This is a genomic window from Psychrobacter sp. 1U1, from assembly GCF_051847535.1.
GTDB classification, from domain to species: Bacteria; Pseudomonadota; Gammaproteobacteria; order Pseudomonadales; family Moraxellaceae; genus Psychrobacter; species Psychrobacter saeujeotis.
Genome location: NZ_JBPYDD010000002.1, coordinates 189,203 through 210,365, shown reverse-complemented (window position 1 = coordinate 210,365; position 21,163 = coordinate 189,203). Strand labels below are relative to the sequence as shown.

Below are 21,163 nucleotides of genomic sequence, written 5' to 3'. Positions count from 1 at the left end.
CGATAATAACAATAGAGACAGTCGTTATAATATTTGAGGATATGACCGAATCATGATCAAAGCTATTAAAGGGTTTAATGACATTCTGCCAGAACAGGCAGCAAAGTGGCTACAACTAGAAGCTGTATTGGCAGATGTATTGGCTCGTTACGGTTACGAAAATATTCGCCTGCCCATCGTTGAGCAGACTGATCTATTTGCTCGTGCTATTGGCGGTGCGACTGATATCGTTGAAAAAGAGATGTATAGCTTCGCTGATAAGTCTGAACCACCAACACCTCTGACCTTGCGTCCTGAAGGTACAGCAGGGGCAGTGCGTGCAGTGCTTGAGCATAACTTGCTACGCGGTGACACGCCAAAACTTTGGTATATCGGCCCTATGTTTCGTTATGAGCGCCCGCAAAAAGGACGCTACCGTCAGTTTCATCAGATAGGGGTAGAGAGCTTTGGTAGCGCGTCGCCAGATGCTGATGCTGAGCTGATTGCAATGACCCATCTAATGTGGCAAGAGCTGGGTCTCAAAGATGAGATGCGTCTGCAATTAAACAGCTTGGGTGAAATCGATGAGCGCCGTGCTTATCGAGATGCTCTAGTTGCCTACTTAACGGACAAGCAAGATCAGCTTGATGAAGACAGTAAGCGCCGTTTGACTACCAATCCGCTACGGATTTTGGACAGTAAAGAGCCAAGTACCCAAGCACTGCTTACTCATGCACCCAAGCTTGCTGACTTCTTAGGGACAGAAAGTAAGGTCCATTTTGAACAAGTTCAAGCGTATCTGACGACGCTTGGTATAGATTATGAAATCAATCCACACTTGGTTCGCGGTCTTGATTATTATAATAAAACGGTTTTTGAGTGGGTCACTGACAAGCTGGGTAGTCAAGCAACTGTCTGTGCTGGTGGGCGTTATGATGGTCTGATTGGACAGCTAAAGTCTGTCGGGGCACGTGACGACAAGCCAGTTAAGTCTGAGCCTGCTGTTGGTTTTGCAATGGGTCTTGAGCGCTTATTACTGCTTATTGAAGCGGTAGCTCCTATGCCAGATATGTCAGTCTGTGACGTCTTTGTCGTTGCGCAGCCAGAAGTCTACGGGTTTGGTATCAATTATGCGCAAAAGTTACGTTATAGCCGTCCAGATTTGCGAATTAAGATGGCGAGTGCAACCAGTATGAAAGCACAAATGAAAAAAGCAGATAAATCTGGTGCAGCTTTGACAGTTATAATTGCACAACAAGAGCTTGACGATAATACAATCAGTATTAAAGATATGCAGACGGGCGAACAGCAGTCAGTTGCTCAAGATTGGCTAGCGAGCACAAAGAACTTTACACGTCTGTAGTTATGTTAGTAGTAGCGTCTGGTAGAATGACCAACGCTCACTCGCTGCTCAGCAATTAGATTTTAGCAACTAGATTTTATCAGGTAAATAAACATGGCTCAAAATACCCAGTCGCCTAATACAGACAACTCTATGCAAGCGCTCAAGCAGTATGGTAGCTACATTCTGACAGCTATTTTATTGGCTTTAGCCGGTTATTTTGGCTGGACATATTGGCAAGAGAATCACGCACGGGTAGATACCGTGGCGGCTGATCAATATGCTGATATCCAAAGACTTAATGAAGAAGTAAGTCTGGCAGCACAGAACCCAGATCTAGAGGCTGAAGCATCCACGGCACTTGCTGCTAGTCGTGCCCAGCTAAATAAAGACATCGATGCATTAGTCAGTACGCATGGTAAGTCGGTTTACGCCTGGCAAGCTTTAATGATCAAAGCTCGCCAACAAGTCGATAGCGATGATTTCGCGGGTGCGACTGAGACCTTAGAAAAGGCATTGGCCATAGATCTAGGAGATGCAGGTTTAAATGCGATTACGCGTTTACGCTACGCTGAAACATTGTTGTCAGCAGGGGACACAGATGCTGCACTATCAGAAGCTAATAATGATATGCCAAGCTCATTTGAGGCAAGCCAACAAGAGTTACTAGGTGATATTTATTTAGCAAAAAATGATGAAGATGCTGCTATTAAAGCCTATACTAATGCTTGGAGCCTGATTGGTAAACGTCAAGAAACTAGAGCAGTATTGGCATTAAAAATGGAGAGTCTGGGTATTGTACCTGAACCCATCGATGAACCTGCTAGTCTTATTCAAGCAGCTGCCATACCAGAACCAACAGCAGCGCAAAATGCCAGTGCAGATATTCAGAGTAGCGTTAACAATAGTAACGATTCTGACCAAGCAGCGCAGTAAATCCGTATTATAATCAACAATAATGTATATCGTAGACAATGATAATGCTACTTATGACAGCTTTTTAAGCCAATAGCATAGTCCGTTGACCGATAGTTAATTTATTCGTAATGAGAGCAGACAATGACCCTATCTAATCGCTTCAGCAAAAAAACCAAAAATAAGACCATGAAGTCGACTGTCATGAACGTGGCGGCTTTGGCGCTGATGACGACTGCTGTTGTTGGTTGTAATCGCGGTATTAAGCCGGTGGTAAACGATCCAGTCGAATTGGTACAAATTGCACAACCTGTTAGCGTCCTGCAGCCAATATTTAGCGTCGACGTTGGTAACAAGAAAGTCAGTAAAAAAGACCCGCTTGCCTTACAAGTTGGTTATAGTAATGGGCAAACTGTTACAGCATCACGTGGTGGCGAGTTGACAGGTTTTGATAACGCAGGTCAGCGCTTATGGTCCATCAACGTTGATGAGCAAATTACTGGTGGTGTAACGATAGATTCATTAAGTCAGACTGCTATTGTGAGTACACGCAGTGGTTTGGTAATGGCTTTTGATAGAACAACTGGTGCTAAGCGTTGGCAAAAACAGCTGTCAGGTTCAGTGCTGACGCCTGCGCTGGTTAGCAACAATCGAGTCGTTTTATCTGCCAATGATGGCTTCTTACACGGTTTATCTTTACAAACAGGTCAGTCAATCTGGCAATTTGCCACTCAAGTACCAGCTATTAGCGTACGCGGTAGTGCAGCGCCAACACTATTAGATGACAAAACAGCATTACTTGCTACTGCTGATGGTCGCCTTCATGCTATTACGCTTGATAATGGCTTGCCGCAGTGGTCAAGACGTGTTGGTGTCGGTGCTGGCAGCAGCGAAGTTGAGCGCATGAGCGATGTTGACGGTATGCCTGTTGTCGACAATAATCAGCTATATGCGATCAGTTACAGCGGTCAATTGCTAGGGATTGATTTAACATCGCGCCAAGTCATGTTCGTGAATGAATTGGCAAGCTTAAAATCACTTGCCGTAAATGATCAGCAAATCATTGCCACCAGTTTAGAAGGTAAAGTTGTCGCTTACGACCGTAATAATGGTAATGTGTTGTGGGAGAGTGAAGCGCTTGCTTATCGTGACTTGACGAATCCTGTGATGATTGGCAATTACATCGCTGTTGGTGATCTTGAGGGCGTCGTGCATTTGTTTAATCCTGCAAACGGCGATATCGTAAGCCGAGTACAAACTAAGGGTGCGTTGACCGATCTACAAGTGCAGGGTAACCGCTTAATGACGCAAAGTACTTCTGGGCAAGTAGCCATATGGCAATTGGCTCGTTAAGTAGCAATATATGGTGCTACTTTGGCTGACTTTTATGCCATTAAAAGGCCTTATTAAATAATAATCTTTGATAAAGATATTAAGCAATAAGGCTATGCTATGACGTTTAAACGCTGCTTTGTCAGCGTTTAATGCCTTGTACAAATAGCGCGTTTAGCGTAATCTATGCGCCTTTATGATAAGGGCAATTATTTACAGTTAATGTGCTGTTTTTTCTATTAATCCATCATCTATCCCATTAAAAGACTATTATCTTTTATAATAGGTTCTTTGTCTTCATCATTCATTTAAGTTTGCGGTCATATGACACCTATTTGTTGTTATTACTGACCATTATTGAGAGTAACGCATGAGTATCAAGCCCGTGGTCGCGCTAATTGGTCGCCCCAATGTAGGTAAATCTACTTTATTTAATCAGTTTACTAAAAGTCGTCAGGCTTTGGTTGCGGATCTATCCGGTTTGACTCGTGATCGTCAATACGGTGATGCTACCTATGAGGGCAAATCGTTTATCGTAGTAGATACTGGCGGTATCGGTGAGGCCGATGATGGCAGAGGCGATATTGATGATTATATGTCTGAGCAGTCGCATACGGCAATTCATGAAGCTGACATCATCGTATTTGTGGTTGATGCACGTGCTGGTATGATCGGCGCTGATGCAGAAATTGGTAAGTTTTTACATACCCTAGGTAAGCCTGTATATGTTGTCGCCAACAAAGTCGATGGCACGCATGATTCGGCCTCTGCAGAATTTTATGCATTAGGGTTAGGCGAGCCTTATCCAATGGCTGCCAGTCATGGTCGCGGTGTCGGTAACTTACTAGAAGTTATCACTGCCGATATGCCAGAAGATGTCGATACAGGAGAGCCGGATGGTCTTAAACTGGCTATCATTGGGCGTCCAAACGTAGGTAAATCGACTTTGGTTAACCGTCTATTGGGTGAAGACCGAGTCGTCGTCTTTGATATGCCTGGTACCACACGTGATAGTATCTATATTCCTTATAAACGTGATGGCAAAAATTATGTATTGATTGATACTGCTGGTGTACGCCGCCGCGGCCGTATCGATGAAAAAGTAGAAAAATTCTCCGTCATCAAAACTTTGCAAGCGATTGAAGACTCTAATGTTACTGTCATCGTGATCGATGCACAAGAAGGTATCGTCGATCAAGACCTTCATATGATCGGTTATGCACTTGATGCAGGTCGAGCATTAGTCGTTGCGATTAATAAATGGGATGGGCTGACGCACGAACAAAAAGACTATATCAAAATTGAGATGGAGCGTCGTTTTAACTTTATACCCTACGTAAAAGTGCATTTAATCTCTGCGCTGCATGGTACTGGTGTCGGGAATCTGTATCCTTCTATTTTACGCGCCTATCAGTCCTCGATGTTTGAGGTATCTACCAACCGCTTAACACAAATATTGCAAGATGCAGTCATTGCAAACCCGCCACCAACTGTTGGTGGTCGCCGTATCAAACTGCGTTACGCTCACATTGGTGGTCATAACCCGCCCGTTATCGTTGTTCATGGTAATCAAACAGGGTCGTTGCCTAAAAGCTACCAGCGTTATCTTGAAAACCAGTTTCGCCAAGTGTTTAAGCTTGAAGGTACGCCGCTTAATGTCGTCTTTAAGCTCAATGAAAACCCTTATGCTAATAAGAGTGACACGCCAACTAAAGCCAAAGCTCAGCAATTGCTACAGCGTCAACGCAATCGTAAGCCAAAATATTCAAAAAGTCATAGAAAAACGGATAAAAAACAATAGTTGAGACCTTTAAAGACTTCTACAATGGAAGTCTTTAAATTAAATATCAAAAAACTACTGATAAATGCTGTTGGTTTTTTTATAAGGTTGCCGTTTATCGTAAAATAAACAAAATACATACTTATGAGGTATTATAAGTCAAAGCCATCATGAATTGATTGACATGAGTATAAGTTCTTCTAGAAACATACCCACGATTATTCGTTATTCTATCTTACAAGCTATCGTCGTGGCAGTTTTTGCAGGATTTTTATTGTCTTTTGTTTATACCTTTGTCCATAACTATCAACAAAAACGTTTACATGTTCAGCAGTTGGGCGAAATGTTGTCAAATAGTGCCTCAACCCCTGATGGCGCTAACTTGGTTGCTCGACAAGTGAGTATATTGCTGGACAATGATCCTAGCTTACAAAGCATCTTATTTTATTCAACTGATCAACCTATTGATTCATTGAGTCAAGGCAATATTAATAGTGTAGGTAATAATTGGTATAATGCTTGGTTTGCTGATACAGTCAGCTTCAACTATCCTGTTACCAGTCGTTACCTTACCGGCAGTAGTATCCAGCGCGCCAATTCTTCTCAACGTATTGCTAATACCTCACCTATTAGTGTTAGAGATACTCCAAAAATGACCACTCCGTTAGCCGCGCGCAATACATTGGTTGGCTATATTAATATTACGTTAGATATGAACCAACTACGTTGGTACTGGGTACGAATCAACCTGTTGTCATGGTTTGCAACTACCATTTTAGCGATTTTTGTTGTTTGGTATATTCTACGTAAACTCAACTGGCCAACCAAAGATATTGTCGAGCTTGCAAAGGTATGCGAGATAGCAGCTAATGACCCTGAGCTTGAACAGCTACCCACCATTCAACAGCGTTTTGAGTTTGAAGAGCTTATACGTATAAAAGAATCTTTTATCATTCTATTTGAGCGCTTAAGAGTGGCACAGCAAGATTACCTCGATTTAGCAGATTTTGAGCAGCAGCTTCATAATAAAGACTTGTCCCTTGACATGCAGCGATCAAACTTTCAAAACATGATTACTCATGAGCTAAAAACCTCCCTCAATGCCATTACAGGGGGGTTACAGCTGTTGGATAATCAGTATCTTAATGATGAACAAAAAGATACGTTGGCTATTATTCATAAGGGTAGTCATCATTTAGAGCTGACTCTTGAGCAAATCATACAGTTAAATAGAATAGAAAAAGGCCAAATGGTAGTCAGTTTAAGTGAATTTAACCCATTAAAGATGATTGCTGATCTGATAGAGAAGTTCGAGCCAGCTGTTAGACAAAAAAACCTAGAGCTTATTAGCCGTGTTCATCATGTTGAGTATACTCTAGAAGGAGACATAAGTAAGATTCAACAGATCTTGACCACATTAGTAGACAATGCGATAAAATTTACTCATACCGGACGAGTTATTATTGACTCTCAACTGACGCATTTTAATGAAAGTATTCGCTGGCAAGTTAAAGTTATTGATACAGGTATTGGCATTAGTACAAGTCATCTAGAGGATATATTTACCCCTTTCTTTCAAGTTGATTCGTCAGTTACTCGCGAGAACGAAGGCGTGGGAATAGGGCTGTCAGTCATCAAGCAAATTGGTCAGCTTTTGGGTGCATCAATCGAGGTGGATAGTGAGATTGGTGTAGGCAGTAAATTCATCGTTACAATGCCATTGCGTTATAAGAGTCAGACACAGTATGAATACCTCTTAAAGGACATTAATGTTGTGTACTATCATCATAATGAGATCAGCTCGATGGTAGAGATGCTGGGACGACTTGGCGCTAATGTCAGCTCTCAGCGTAATGGACAATCAATGATGGATTATATCTCAAAAGTGAAAGTAAACGTCATCATGTTTGCAGAAGAGGTATTGCCTGAACAAGTCGTTCAGTTGACCAAGCACATTCGAGAGCGAGAAACAACTTATCGCTCGCTATTGGTTTACTGGTACCCACTCCACAAAGAGCAATACGTAGAAAGCTTTGAATATGATCTAAAAGCTGCGGGTATAGACTATTGTCACAGTGCTGTACAAGATGCCAAACTGCTGACTGCTCTTTTGAAGAAATGGGTGGTATAACCTACTTACTACTATGAGAATGTTAATTAACAAGGTTTAATAGGTATTCGGTGTGACATGTTAAACCAATAGATATCACATAAATAAAAAAAGACGCCAAATGAGAGCGTCTTTTTTTATTTACTGCTCATCTAAGATGAGGGAGCAATTACTATTCTAGTAAGTTTAAAATAGGTTCTGTGCCCAGCGTACAACATGCTGCCACATCCGGTTCACAAAGCCTGACTGTTCGATATCAGTGGTGGCTACAATAGGCACTGAGGCCACTGCCTTGCCATCAATGACTGCCAACATTTTACCAATCTGTTGACCTTTTTTGACAGGCGCTTCTATACTTTCAGGGATATCAACGACTGTAGTAATCTTATTTTTTTGTGTTTTACTGGTTAAGACTTGTAGAGTGTCACCTGTTGTCAGCTCTATCTCATCTGCCTCTCCAAACCATACTGGTAACTTACTGACAAACTGATTAGACGGTGCTTTTGTCACTGTAGTAAAATGACCAAAGCCCCAATTAAGAAGCTCTCGCGATTGATCAGCCCGTGCTTGTGGACTTTCAGTCCCCATAATGACAGAAATCAGGCGCATATCATCACGATTACTTGAGGCGACCAAGCAGTAGCCTGCTGCATCAGTATGTCCAGTTTTTAGACCATCTACTGTAGGATCTGTGGCCAGTAGCGCGTTACGATTGCCTTGAGTAATACCGTTATAGGTAAACTCTTTTTCAGCATAGATATCATAGTATTCACCACTGTTTTTTACAATGGCGCGAGCAAGCTTTGCCAAATCAAGTGCTGAGGCTTGGTGCCCATCATCAGGCATACCTGTTGCATTCACAAAATTTGTGTTATCCATACCCAGCTTTTTAGCTTGCTCATTCATCAATATTGCAAATGAAGTCTCGCTACCTGCAATATGTTCGGCCATTGCTTTTGAGGCGTCGTTGCCTGATTGAATAATGATACCGCGTAGCATATCAATGACACTGGCAGTTTTATTTACTGGCACATACATACAAGACTGACTGCTACTACCACGGCACCATGCATTCTTGCTCATTAGCACTTGTTCATCTTCGGTCAAGTCACCTGAGCTTAGACGTTGCTCAATGATGTAGCTGGTCATCATTTTGGTTAGTGAGGCTGGCGGAAGAGGTTGGTTGGCATTTTTTTGCGCTAATATCTCACCAGTATTATAGTCCATCAATACATAGGCGGTATTGTCCATCTCTGGAGATTGAATAGCAGCATTGGCAATTACTGTACTCAAAGATAAGCTGACGCCAACGATTAGTTGTACCAGCTGTTTTTTTACATGCTTTACTGTCATAGATTGTTACACCACATCATGAAACCCAATGCGTCTACCGCCAGCTATACTCATAAAAGCATCTATAGATGACGATTGACATAAAATTAAGGCCTTATATTAGCAAAATGCTTACCAATGGGGAAACAATAAATACGATAAAAAAGACATTGACAATATGGAGGAAGCCAGCCTAAAAAAGGTTTGCCGTAGTCGCCATCAAGGCCATGCTACAGGTTTTGTTTATGACAAAAAAAAGAGTCTATTTAAGCAGTTTTGCATCATAGTAAAAGGTGCTCTTTTATTTGGTATCTATTATAGTACGCAAATAGTTTGCTCCTTTCACGCTTCGTTTTTAGGATGAAAGGAGCAAACTTAGGATATAAAAATTGTTTGGGCAGGAGGTGTTGGATACTGACTGATGCTTTTATATTTATATGGTTAATCGCTTAGTCAGAGTATGTTGTGACAAGTCAGCCGTTAGTATTGCGCGTTTGCTAAATCTTCACACAAGGCTTTATTTTCTTGTTTTGAGAACCCCAGTGTCCAGCTACGTATACTTTGTAAGATTTGACGATAATCTTGCTGCGTTGACAAATACTGTATTGCAGCCTTCGGATCTTCTAAAGACGGCATAAGCTCATGCAGTTGTATATTGTAAGATTTATAAAAACGTTGTCTTTGTCTTTTATTTAACATCGGTGGGCAAATTTCAGACAGTACCTGCATGACAGCAATTTCATGTTTAGTAATACTTACGCCAGACATATCTAGAGGAATGGTAGACACATTATTACTAGCTGCGTTGGATGTTTGAGCTAACAATGAAGCAGAAGCTATCAAGCCGATAATGCCAATCCTTGAAGCTGTTCTTGAAACTATTCTTGTCGTTATAGAAATTATAGATAATATCGATTGATTCTTCATTCGGTATCACACTCGCTTTACGTTATTTAATGGTGTTATGGTAATGGGAAAAAAAATAAAAGTCACATAAAATATTGACTTATGTGTAGATATATTGTGACCTAAAGTCGATCGTTAGCAACATATCAGTAGCATCTGTCCCTAAGTTACATAAGCCTTAATAGATAACAGTCTATTGTTGTTCATTGTTGCCTATTGTAACGAAAAAAATAGGTGAAGAGGTGACCAACTAGTGTTGATATACACATCCGCAAAAGCGAATTTTATAAGGTTAAAAATATCAATAGGTTTTTGCAAATGTAGCCACAACTGTTTGATTATACTTGATTTTAAGACAATGAGTGAAAGGTTTATTTGTGCCGATGCTTAGTTAGGGTATAATCTCTTTCTATATCGTATAATAGTTCGATGAATGTAGACTTACTTTATGCAACTACTACTACGCTTATAAATATATTTTAAACCATATTGTATTACCGCTAGGTTTTCGTTTTTTACCTTCTATATCTGCATTTATCTGCTAAATAAAGGCATACAAAAGTTATCTTTTTCCTCAAAATGCTGCTTTAAGATGCTTGTTCTTAAACGCTACTATCTATGAGATAGATGACTATAGGTTATTAGCAATCGGTTACGATATTTAAGTCTGTTGCCAGAAAATGAGATATCACTATATTGAGCTGCCATGAAGTTTTTGATTAGTAATGATGATGGAGTACATGCGCCAGGGTTGTTGGCGTTATACCAAGCCCTCTGCCAGATTGGAGACGTTGTGGTCGTTGCACCCCATGAAGAGCAGAGCGGTAGTGCCAGCTCGCTTCATATTTCTCAGCCCTTGTATCCTCATATATTACCATCAGGGTTCGTTGCGGTTAATGGTTCACCTGCTGACTGTGTCTATCTTGCGCTACACGAGCTTTATCCTAACACTCAGTTTGACTGCGTGATCACGGGTATTAATTCAGGCGCAAACCTAGGGCAAGACGTCTTGTTTTCGGGTACTTTTGGTGCGGCTTTGACCGCTCAGCTTTTTGGTATACCGGCGATTGCAACTTCATTGGTGGGTCATAGGATTAAAGGCAATGGACAGGATCAAACCAGCCATTATGAAATGGCCGCAACCGAGATCGTCAAAATATTGACCAAAACGCTTTTATTGGAGGAGCTCAAACGTTTGCCTTATCACGTACTCAATATTAATATTCCTAATGTAAATACGGCTGAGGGTATAAAAGGACGCAAAATCACACGCTTAGCTCATAGCCTAATAGAAAAACCTGTACATCATATGGTTGATCCACGCGGCCGCGATGCTTATTGGTTATGTTTAAAAAAATGCCAGAATTTGCCAACCACAGAGCATATGGACGCCAATATTAATACGCCTATTGATGACTCTATAAGTGGCAGTCCTGAGCGACTATGTCAGCCTAGAGCCGATAACAACGGTAACAACGATAATTTGGTGATTGATACAGATGAGCTGGCGGTAGCAGCAGGTTATATTAGTTTATCTCCAGTTCGCTTACATCATACACCAGCGTCTACCCTCAGTAAGTTTTCGACTTTGGCATTGTAATTCATCCTTGTAATTGAAGGGTGATGAAACAGACGCTATTTTTATAATTAAAGTCAAGTTCTATAAATAGGGTCGTATTATGGTTATAATAGCGGCGGCATAATTTTATAAACAGTAAAGATAACAACACGATAATCGTGAGCACTATATAATTGTGAGTACTACAAAGAACGTGAGCACTATAAAGAATAGGAAACCTTGTATGAAAAAGCTTATTTCTGGGTCGCAGCTAGCGACTGTAGCCTTAGTCGGAACACTAGCGGTTGCGATGACAGGCTGTGCAACTAAGCCGACCTATCAAAATTCTGCACGACCAGCCCCTAAGATTATTACCAATAGTCAAGGTGTCCCCAACTATCACCTTGTAAAACGTGGCGATACGGTTAGCCAGATTGCTTCACGTTATCGCTTAAATTATCGTCAAATCGGAGCGCTGAACGGCCTTGATAGCAAGTATACTATCTATAGTGGTCAATGGCTCAAGCTTTGGCACGGTGAACAAAGCGCACCCACACGTCCTGCTACTAACAACAATTACAATGTTGCCACTACGCCTACAACACCGCCGCCCACGACTGGATCGGCACCTGTTTATGAAGTGACGGCCAATTCGACAGCTGGCTACGAGTATCCTAGCCGCAATCAAGTCCTTCGTAATTTTGATGCTGCATCTGGCAACATGGGCATGTGGTTTGCCGGTAGAGAAGGTGATCCAGTGCTCGCCAGTCAAAGTGGAACGGTACTATACGCGGGCGATGGGCTAACCGAGTATGGCAATCTTATTATGATTCGTCATAGCGGTGATTACATTACCGCTTATGCGCATAATAGCCAATTACTGGTTAAAGAAGGCGAAGCGGTACAGCGTGGTCAACGTGTTGCCAGTATGGGTAGTAGTGGCCAGACTAATCAAGTAGCCCTGCAGTTTCAAGTACGTCTAAATGGTAACCCTATTGATCCGCGTGCTGTACTAGGACGTTAAATCATTGCTCAAATAAATGTCGTTTGGCTTAAGTCTTATTTGACTTAAGCTAACAAGGTACAACATAAGAGCTATCGGATACTTATAACCTGTCACTACTTTTCATATCGTTGCAAAGCCTTATGAAAAGTGGTGATAGGTTTTTTTATAGAGTGTCGAGATGATTTAGAGTTAATCTGTTAATTAAACTTTTTTTGTTTAGACAGCTTTTGACTGAAATTTAAGGCCATATTGTATAATGACTACTACGATTTTTGACACGCAAAGCTATAACTATCCGCAGAATTTTATGGAAATTAAGCCCAAGCTTGCGCGTCTTGAAAAGGCGATAAAAAAGCTAGAGGCTAATTTAATCAACGCTAGTGATGAGGCAAATGTTGAGCTGCTGAAGCAAAGATTGAATGGTGAGTTAGGCTTAAAAGTAGACTACGCTAGCGAGCTAAACTCCGACCAGTTGCTGGCAGCCACAACTGTTGAAGGGAAAGTGCTGGTCATCGCTGGTGCTGGCTCTGGCAAGACCAAGACTTTGACTTACCGCACCAGTTATTTGTTAGAAAATGGCGTGACGCCGAAAAGTATCTTGCTACTGACCTTTACTCGTAAAGCGGCGAATGAGATAAAAAGTCGCGCCAAAGTCTTATTGGCTGATACGTTATCAGACGATGACTTGGCAAAAGACACCCTACCGACCAGTAAGATGCTAAACGATATTACCAGTGGTACTTTTCACTCGTTTTGTAATATGCTGCTGCGTCAGTACTCAGGGCTGCTCGGTATCAATCCGCGCTTTACTATCTTGGATACAGGCGATAGCGAGGATGCCATCGATTTAATTCATAAAGAAAAAAAGTATCCTGCGCAGACCAAAAGCCAAGCCTTTCCGCGTAAAAAGACGCTGCAAAACATCATCTCCACTTCTAGAAATAGACGCATTCATATTCGCGACTTAATCGAAAGTAATTATCCTGATATCGCTGTACACATTCCCATTATCGAGCAGTTGGCAATTGATTTTCATGAGTATAAGCGTGCCAATCATCTTTATGATTTTGACGATATTATTAGCCAAGTCGTACGTCATTTAAAGACTAACGATACCTTTCGCCAAATGCTACAAAGTCAATATCGTTACATCATGGTTGATGAATATCAAGATACCAATATCCCACAAAAACAGCTGATAGATTTGATTTGTGAGCCTGAATCGGTATCACTGATGGTGGTCGGTGATGACAATCAAAGTATTTATGCGTTTCGCGGCGCAAACTATGAAAATATTCTACTGTTCGGTGAGACCTATCCAGATGCTAAGCTCATTAAGCTGGAACAAAACTATCGCAGTACGCCTGCTGTTTTAAATTATATCAATGCCTTGTCTGCGCAAATCACCTTGGGCTATCAAAAGCAGCTGTACTCTAGTGTATCGATAGAGGGATGCAAACCAGTCTTTAGCCGCCTGAGTGATGAAACCCGCGAGGCCAAGTATATCGCTGATAAAATCATAGAGCTAAAACCAGATCACGATTACAACGATTTTGCGGTACTGTGCCGCACGTCCTTTCAGTCCAACTATGTACAGTTAGAATTTATGGAACGCGGCATTCCATTTATCGTGGTAGGTGGTATTAAGTTCATTGAGAGACGGCACATCAAAGATGTGTTGGCCTTTGTCAAAATACTCTATAACCCAAATGACACCATTGCGTGGCATCGCATTTTGACCTTGTTTCAAGGAGTAGGGGCAGTCACCGCGACCAGGTTAACCCAAGCGATTAATGCCGATAGCAATTCTTTTGAGCCATTACTCACGCCAAAGTTTGCCAAAAAAAGTGAGCAACTTGAGCCTTTATATCACACTTTAACTAAGGCGAGTCAAGCAGAATCAGTCGAGACTATCATTGAACATGTTTTAGAGTTTTATGTCCCTATTCTAAAAACGTTAGAGGAAAACTGGCGTGAGCGCAATGAAGACTTTCGGGTGCTTAAAAACTTAGCAACAGAGTACAGCAGCCTTGACAGTTTCTTAGAAAATCTGGCGCTCGATCCACCCAATGACTCAGTAGCGACGACCAGTCAACCAGAAAAGGATGATAAAGACAAAGTGACGATTTCGACCATTCATAGTGCCAAAGGGCTAGAGTGGCCAGTGGTCTTTGTCAATTCATTAGTCGATGGTATTACGCCGCACCATCGCTCTTTGGCTGACTTTGAAGAGCTAGAAGAGGAACGTAAACTGTTCTATGTGGCTTGTAGTCGTGCTAAGAGCAGATTGTATCTGACTGCTCCAGATTATTTTGCCAGTTATTCAGGGTATTTTGACAAGCCATCACGATTTATCGCTGAGTTGTCTGCAGATGAGGTGGAGGTTAAGCGCTCAAGGAAGTCGTTAGAGATGCTGGCGAGTGATGATCCCGTGTGGTGGTGATTGTTAAAAGTTTTAAGACATTTAGTTTTATTCTAAAAATAAAATATACAAGTATCCCTTCAATACTAATACTTGACAATATTTCAGTACTCTCTATACTTTTCTCATTGGACGGTTTAATAACTTTTGTTGATAAACTGTTAGTTTTGCTCTTACTGTAGCAATGATGAGACTTTACTTATGCCCTCACAAACTGCACGTCTGCACCAGCTTAAGGTTGGCAGTAACATTTTAGCACCCACCTCCCTTTATCCAAGTGCCTTTTTTTGGACAAGTAGCCTCAATCAAAGCTCCCTTAGTCATATGCTCGTGTTCAGTTATGACTTTTTAGATTCAAACGCTTGTTTGTCCTTAATTAGTAAACCTATATGTTTAACCACGTTATCTGCAGCTCGAGAGCCTACTTGCCGTTGTGGACTCATTCAAACCGTCCGCTACCAGCACTCAGACGGCGCCATGCACTTTTACACCCTTGATATCGTCACCCCTGACTGGCAACTGACCCAGTCCATCCATACTCGCAGCTTTACCCATCAATCCACCCTCGATATCATCACCGCTATCTTGAATGATTATGACTTTGAATGGCAGCTCTCAGAGCAGCTACTCTCATCAGATACTCTAACTCGTCCGCTAGAAATGCGTAGTCAGTCAGATGTTAGCGATTATGACTTTATTAGCGGCTTGCTTGCCGATATTGGGGTAACCACCTATTGGGTATCAGGTGACTCAGTGGATGAGCTTGGCTATTGGTCTTTAGTCAGTGCGCTAGACGAGAATGCGTTATCACCACTTAATTATAGCTACGAGAAGTCCTCAGTACAGTCCGGTCAAGACAGTGTCGATACGCTACAGATGAGCGCCAAGCAATTAGGCACTCGCACCGTAGTGGTACGCGCAGATGGACTCGCTACTGATACTATCTATGAAGGCGTGGCAGATGACGACTCACCCTTAGCATTTGATGACACCGCGGTGCTATTTGGGGCACCATCTCGGGTATATAGCGATGAATCTGCTACCCGCTTAGCTGAGCAGTGGGTACGCGCCAATGGCTGCAATAGAGAATACTATAGTGCTACAGGTGCCATGCGTGGCATAAGTATCGGTAGCAGGGTTAGCATCAACAACCTACCTTCTATTGGCCATTTATCTACATACTGTACCAGCATGATCATCGTCGGTATCGAACCTAACAGTGACAGCGTCTCCTACCACAACCAAGTGCTGATAAAAGACTGGCTTACGCGCAGCGCAAAGCAAGTAACGCAAACAGCACTTAGCGCCATACCCGAGCATGGCTACGACATCGCCCGAGATACTGGCATTTGGGTAACCACCACCTTAATAGATGCTGCTATTCCTTACTGTCCCTATCCAAGCCAGCAGTCCTTTGTCAGTCATACCTACACAGGCCTGACCCAAGCTCGTACCGGCGATACCAGCACTTCATCCTCGCCAAGTTACGACTCTAGTGTCACCGATGACGGTCTACAACAAACCATCACTACCCCGGTCTGGGCAGGTATCAGCCCGCATGATGATGGGGTGACGCCGCCACTGCGCTCATTACAACTGTCCTCAGGCGCCACTCATGGTTGGCAGTTTGCCCCAAGGCTTGGACAATCCGTCCTTTTAAACTACTGGTATGGCGATATCGATAGTCCGGTGATCAGCCGCAGCCTTTATGACGGTATCGGTATGGGTGATCGTGATGATAACGACATCACTGCCCGTGATAGCGGACTATCCAACAGACATAACCTACAAGGCGGATCCTCGCCAAGATGGCATGGCTCAGGACTGGGACACTCGCAAATCTGCGATGATGATACTCATAGTGGCTGGCTATCCGGTATTGCTCAATACGGACTGACTTCTGACTCTGAGGTTGCACTAAGCTTTGATGATACCCCAAACCAACTTGGCATGCAGTGGGCGGTCAACACCGCTAGTCGTGCCAATGCGCAAAACCCAACCAGCACTTCTAGCGCCACCTTTGCTCCTGATGAGCACATCCTAGAATTAGGCGTGCTCCGTCATCGCTACAGCAATCATCAATCCAGCAATAGTGGACAGGGTATTAATCTCGCCACTGACCATGGACTACAAGCCACAGCGGATAGCGGAGTCTTGCTCTCCACCTTTGGTATTCGGCATACCCAATCCGAGCATGAGTCGGCTTGGGTGAATGATGCAGGACAACGACAGTTGAAACTGGGCAAAGAACTCACCGAGACCCTTCTCGATGCCAAGCAAGCACACTTGCAATCGACGAAAGCCATACAAAGTGCTACAGAGGTACTGACAAGGTTTAAAAATACGGCGCAAATGATGGATGAGAGCATGAACACTGAAGTACTTGGCGCACCCGATGTGATGCTGGTAAGCCGTGACAGTATTCTGGGATCAAGCAACAACACTCTAACCACAGCCGAGACCATCGTACGCCAATCAGGTAGCACGCAGTCGGATGTGGTGGCAGGTAACTATATGTTGACGGCAGATCGTATTGAGTCATTAGCAGGGGTGGGTGGTCAAGCTCAGCTATCGGGTCTACATGTCAGTGCCAACACAAAACCGCTAGCGATACAAGCACAAGGCGGTGAGCTGCAATTGCATAGCCAACAATCCATGACCATCGGTAGTGAGTCAGGACAAATCAATATCGCAAGTCCCAAGCGTATTAAGCTGCAAACCAGCGCAGGGGCATCACTGACCATTGATGAGAGCGGGATTAAGCTGGTGTGTCCGGGGGAGATTAAGGTTCTGGCGGTGAAGAAGAGTTTGGTGGGCGGGGCTAAAGTCAATGCGCCTGTGATTGCTTTACCAACATCTGGGTTGTTTAGTAAAGCATTTGATCTTAAAAAGCTGTTACCGCAAGATTTAATAGATCAAGGTATCAGCTATAAGCTTATTAATCACTCAAGAGGTACAGAGATTGAAGGTAAGCTTGATGAGGATGGTCAGACATTAAGAGTATTCGGTGATAAGACTGAGAAGGTTGAGTTAGAGCTGACTGATGCCATAACATTGGCATATGAGGATTTGGAATATGAAGACGAACTTGAAGAAGACGATGGTGATGAAAACGACTGTTGCTAAACAGTTCTTAATAGTCTTTTCTTGTGCTTTTCTAATTTTAGAAAGCAATGCTATAAACTCTAATTCAAAAGACGCTGAAGCCTTTTCTATTTATAGTAATTGCTCTGATAAAGATTGTATTATCTACTCAAATTATCTTGATAAAATTAAAGTATTCGATAGAGAGCCTGGTATACACCGGATTAAAAAAGTTAATGATAGTTTATATCAAATTATATATAGCTGTGGAAACCCATGTAGCAATAATGTTTTTATTAATAATAAAGGTTCAGAAGACTGGACTGATAAGCTCATCGCTCAAGGAGGAAGTTGCTTAATAGAATATAATATTGAAAATAGAAAATTTGTAGCAAGAGAAGTTTTTTCAAATAAATACAAGGTAATTTTAATGCTGGGTGATAGTGCATATGACTCTGCTATACCGATTTGGTTTTACAGCGAAAATAGTTATTTTGACAACGAAATATTAGTAATAAATGTCAAACAAAAATCAGGTTCTAATAAAAAATTCAAGTTTATTAAACCTTGTGATTTAAGCTAGTAAAGGAAATATATTAATGCCTTATAAGGAAGAACTTAAAATATACTGTAGTACTATTGCTGGTGAAGCTGGAGGTTCGAGCGATGAAGCAATTAAGGCAGTAGCTAGATCAATAATTACACGTATTAGATTTCGTGAATGGAGTTCTCGTACAAATGCTTTTGAAGTTATTAAATACTCAGGTTATGATGCTTATACCGATAGATCAAGTAGCCCTAATTATAAAGTTGTATACAACGCTATGAGTTCTGGAAAACTTGATAATCTAAGCAGAAGAATTATCAAGCTTGTAGAGCCTATATATAACCAAAGAATTCCAGATGAAACAGGTATGTTAAGCCTGTATTATAGCCCAAAAGCACAAACAGCATTACACAAAAAAAACCCAAACAAATATAAGGAAAGACCACCTTGGAATTTTAGTCAGTTAGAAAGAATTTATATTGATGATACTAGTAAAGACGACTTTAACTGGTATCGTTATAAAGGTGATGGATCCACTGTTAAAACCTTATTACTAAATATAGTAAATAGTCCATTATCAGGTAAAAAGATTACGGTCAAAGTAACAGATAGGTTCGGTAAGTATTTTGTAAAAGAATATGTAACTAATAACGAAGGTAAAATACCTGATATACATGCTAGAAAAAAATCAACTATTGAATTTTTTGTTGATGAAGCATCATGTAAGACTAAGATCACTACTGATGGTAAGCCTAAAAGGGTTACATTAAAAGATTATGAATGTAAATTTAATACAACAACGATACCTCATACAACTATTACGCCAACTTCACCTGTCACTAACTCAAGTCAACTAGAAAACATTGAAAGCGCTGAAGATAAAGAGCAAACTACAAAAACAGATAATTTATTAGACGAAGTCACCTTTAACATAAAACTAGTCGAAGGCGACACAGGAAAACCACTACCCAACACAACCTATCATCTTGAGTACAAGAACAACATCAAACCTCATAAGACCGACAGCTCAGGTATTGAATCAGGTATTAAAGCTGATGTTAATCAATCTATTGGCGTCTACCTTGATGACGATGAAGGCAAAAAGCAATCCATCTACAGCATGGCATTCCCAGTGACAGGCGACTTAAACGGACGTACTAAAGTACTCAAGGTCCCTGTCGTTTCTTTTAGCATCAAATTTGTCGACAACAGCAATCAACCTATACCGCATTACGAGTTTAAAACTCTATATCGTGGCAGACACTCTGCTCTAAAAAGAGCAAACAACCAAGGTATTAGCACTATAAAAGCCCTTGCTGGTCAAAAGCTCACTCTTATTGATGGACAAGGTAGAGCTCAAACAACCGCCATCGTTACCTATGGCTCTAAACAATGGACTATGATCATAGGCACAGACATCACCGAAGAAGATATCAGCGATACCTCAGATATCTTAAATCAAGAAGCATCGACTACTCCAAAGACCAGTGAACAAGATGACAGGCCAAAACCTCAAACAGAGCAAGACCCTGTCATCAAAGTAGAAAAACCAAAGATAACAGAGGTTGAAAAAAAGACACAGACAGGACCGACAGTTGAGGTTGCCTCAGATGAAGCTAGAATCACTATAAAGTTCGTTGACGAGGCGACAAATAAGCCATTATCAGGGCTTTCATATATTACTCAGTCTACTAAATATGGTAAGAACACTTCTGTGACAGGAAATGATGGTACTAGAGGTAGAACACATGATTCGCTAGTAGGTGTTGATATAACCATACTGGTGTATGAAGACGGTAAGGAAGTTGAGAAAGATGTCATTACAGCAAGTGCCGATCGAAATGATATTCCTTATGTTTATAAGGCTAGAAAGCCTAAAAACTACTTATACCCGTTGCCAATAAATGCAACTGCAGATTACAAATCAGGCATGAGATCTTTTGGAAGTAATCGTTCAAGCGGTAAACGCAAACATGCGGGAGCAGATTTATATGCGCCAACTGGAACAACTGTGAGAGCAATGGAGTCAGGTGTCGTATTAAGTACTGGTAGTTTTTATGCGGGCACCGATTTTGTGACTATTAAGCATCAAAACCATATTATTAGATATGGAGAATTGGCACCGGGTTCGATAAAAGTCAAAGCAGAAGATGAGGTAGCTAGAGGTCAGCCTATTGGTGCTGTTGGAAAGCTTAAAGGTATCAATGTTCCAAGCAATATGTTACATCTTGAAATGTATTCAGATGTTAGCGATACTTCTAATCTAACTATCAAAGGAGCTGCGGGTGGTAAATTCAAACGTAGAAGTGACCTAATCAATCCTAATTCTTTTTTAGACAACGCGGATAAATAACTATGAAAAACTTTTCTTTTTTTCTTTTTTCTACGTTAACACTGTCTTCTTGCTATAACAGTGGTACAACTACAGAACCAGCTAATCTAGGTACAAAAATAAATGAAATCGAAATAACATCAAAACTACCCGTTTCTAACTTTACATCGGTATGCTCACATGACGGAGTGAAGCCTATGAGTATTAGTAATAGCTTAACAGTTTGGGGCTTTGAGCCATTACTATCTGACAAGGAGCGAAAATGTGAAAAACTTGATCTTAATGACTTTGCGGCAATGAACTGTAAATATGATGAAGACTTAATACAAAATTCAGGTATTCATCTTTATAAGGGTTCTGAAGGTTGGTACAAATTTATATATGAAACCGCTGATATTTGTACTAATGCCTTAAATACTTATGCAGCACAAAGTGAAGAGCTTTAAATAGATCTAATAATAAATTGATACTATTTTCTACTCCAGCAGCCTTTTGACCTATGCTGTCAAATCCGTACA

Annotated in this window: 14 protein-coding genes; 12 read left to right on the top strand and 2 right to left on the bottom strand. The window is 41.5% G+C overall.

The annotated features are described in order from the left end of the window. Window positions 1-52 precede the first annotated feature (52 nt). The 5 genes from hisS to ACS8FB_RS03175 all read left to right on the top strand — a co-directional run bounded on the left by hisS (window position 53) and on the right by ACS8FB_RS03175 (window position 7,479). Window positions 53-1,342: a histidine--tRNA ligase gene (hisS, locus tag ACS8FB_RS03195; RefSeq protein ID WP_439260973.1), complete on the top strand. Its 1,290-nt coding sequence runs from the start codon at window positions 53-55 to the stop codon at window positions 1,340-1,342. Between the two features lie 93 nt (window positions 1,343-1,435). Beyond that, window positions 1,436-2,257, top strand: a complete 822-nt coding sequence (locus ACS8FB_RS03190; RefSeq protein WP_439260972.1) for a YfgM family protein — start codon at window positions 1,436-1,438, stop codon at window positions 2,255-2,257. A gap of 123 nt (window positions 2,258-2,380) precedes the next feature. Then, the gene (gene bamB, locus ACS8FB_RS03185) at window positions 2,381-3,589 is read left to right on the top strand and encodes an outer membrane protein assembly factor BamB (RefSeq protein ID WP_439260971.1); all 1,209 of its coding nucleotides are present in this window, start codon (window positions 2,381-2,383) and stop codon (window positions 3,587-3,589) included. A 349-nt stretch (window positions 3,590-3,938) separates the two neighbouring features. Next, on the top strand, window positions 3,939-5,369 hold the full coding sequence (gene der, locus ACS8FB_RS03180; protein WP_439260970.1) for a ribosome biogenesis GTPase Der: 1,431 nt from the start codon (window positions 3,939-3,941) through the stop codon (window positions 5,367-5,369). 163 nt (window positions 5,370-5,532) lie between these two features. After that, window positions 5,533-7,479, top strand: a complete 1,947-nt coding sequence (locus ACS8FB_RS03175) for a sensor histidine kinase (RefSeq protein ID WP_439260969.1) — start codon at window positions 5,533-5,535, stop codon at window positions 7,477-7,479. Window positions 7,480-7,644: 165 nt separating this feature from the next. Here ACS8FB_RS03175 and ACS8FB_RS03170 read toward each other — a convergent pair whose 3' ends face one another. Both ACS8FB_RS03170 and ACS8FB_RS03165 read right to left on the bottom strand, forming a co-directional pair. Further along, on the bottom strand, window positions 7,645-8,811 hold the full coding sequence (locus tag ACS8FB_RS03170) for a D-alanyl-D-alanine carboxypeptidase family protein (protein ID WP_439260968.1): 1,167 nt from the start codon (window positions 8,809-8,811) through the stop codon (window positions 7,645-7,647). A 459-nt stretch (window positions 8,812-9,270) separates the two neighbouring features. Then, window positions 9,271-9,717: an MCR_0457 family protein gene (locus ACS8FB_RS03165; protein WP_299219533.1), complete on the bottom strand. Its 447-nt coding sequence runs from the start codon at window positions 9,715-9,717 to the stop codon at window positions 9,271-9,273. 685 nt (window positions 9,718-10,402) lie between these two features. Between ACS8FB_RS03165 and surE the strand changes: the two genes are divergently transcribed. From surE to ACS8FB_RS03130, 7 genes are all read left to right on the top strand, one after another. Continuing rightward, entirely contained in the window at window positions 10,403-11,296 is an 894-nt protein-coding gene (gene surE, locus ACS8FB_RS03160; RefSeq protein WP_439260967.1) for a 5'/3'-nucleotidase SurE, read from the top strand. 202 nt (window positions 11,297-11,498) lie between these two features. Continuing rightward, window positions 11,499-12,278, top strand: coding sequence for a LysM peptidoglycan-binding domain-containing M23 family metallopeptidase (locus ACS8FB_RS03155; RefSeq protein WP_439260966.1), 780 nt, complete (start codon window positions 11,499-11,501; stop codon window positions 12,276-12,278). A 238-nt stretch (window positions 12,279-12,516) separates the two neighbouring features. Then, on the top strand, window positions 12,517-14,703 hold the full coding sequence (locus ACS8FB_RS03150) for an ATP-dependent helicase (protein WP_439260965.1): 2,187 nt from the start codon (window positions 12,517-12,519) through the stop codon (window positions 14,701-14,703). 180 nt (window positions 14,704-14,883) lie between these two features. Then, a complete protein-coding gene (locus tag ACS8FB_RS03145) occupies window positions 14,884-17,808 on the top strand; it encodes a contractile injection system protein, VgrG/Pvc8 family (RefSeq protein ID WP_439260964.1) in 2,925 nt (974 codons plus the stop codon). Beyond that, a complete protein-coding gene (locus tag ACS8FB_RS03140) occupies window positions 17,789-18,349 on the top strand; it encodes a hypothetical protein (protein ID WP_439260963.1) in 561 nt (186 codons plus the stop codon). Before ACS8FB_RS03145 ends, ACS8FB_RS03140 begins: the two co-directional genes overlap by 20 nt. A 16-nt stretch (window positions 18,350-18,365) precedes the next feature. Continuing rightward, window positions 18,366-20,666: a M23 family metallopeptidase gene (locus ACS8FB_RS03135; RefSeq protein WP_439260962.1), complete on the top strand. Its 2,301-nt coding sequence runs from the start codon at window positions 18,366-18,368 to the stop codon at window positions 20,664-20,666. Window positions 20,667-20,668: 2 nt separating this feature from the next. Next, complete coding sequence (locus ACS8FB_RS03130) at window positions 20,669-21,091, top strand: hypothetical protein (protein ID WP_439260961.1); 423 nt, start codon at window positions 20,669-20,671, stop codon at window positions 21,089-21,091. The last annotated feature ends 72 nt before the right edge of the window (window positions 21,092-21,163 follow it).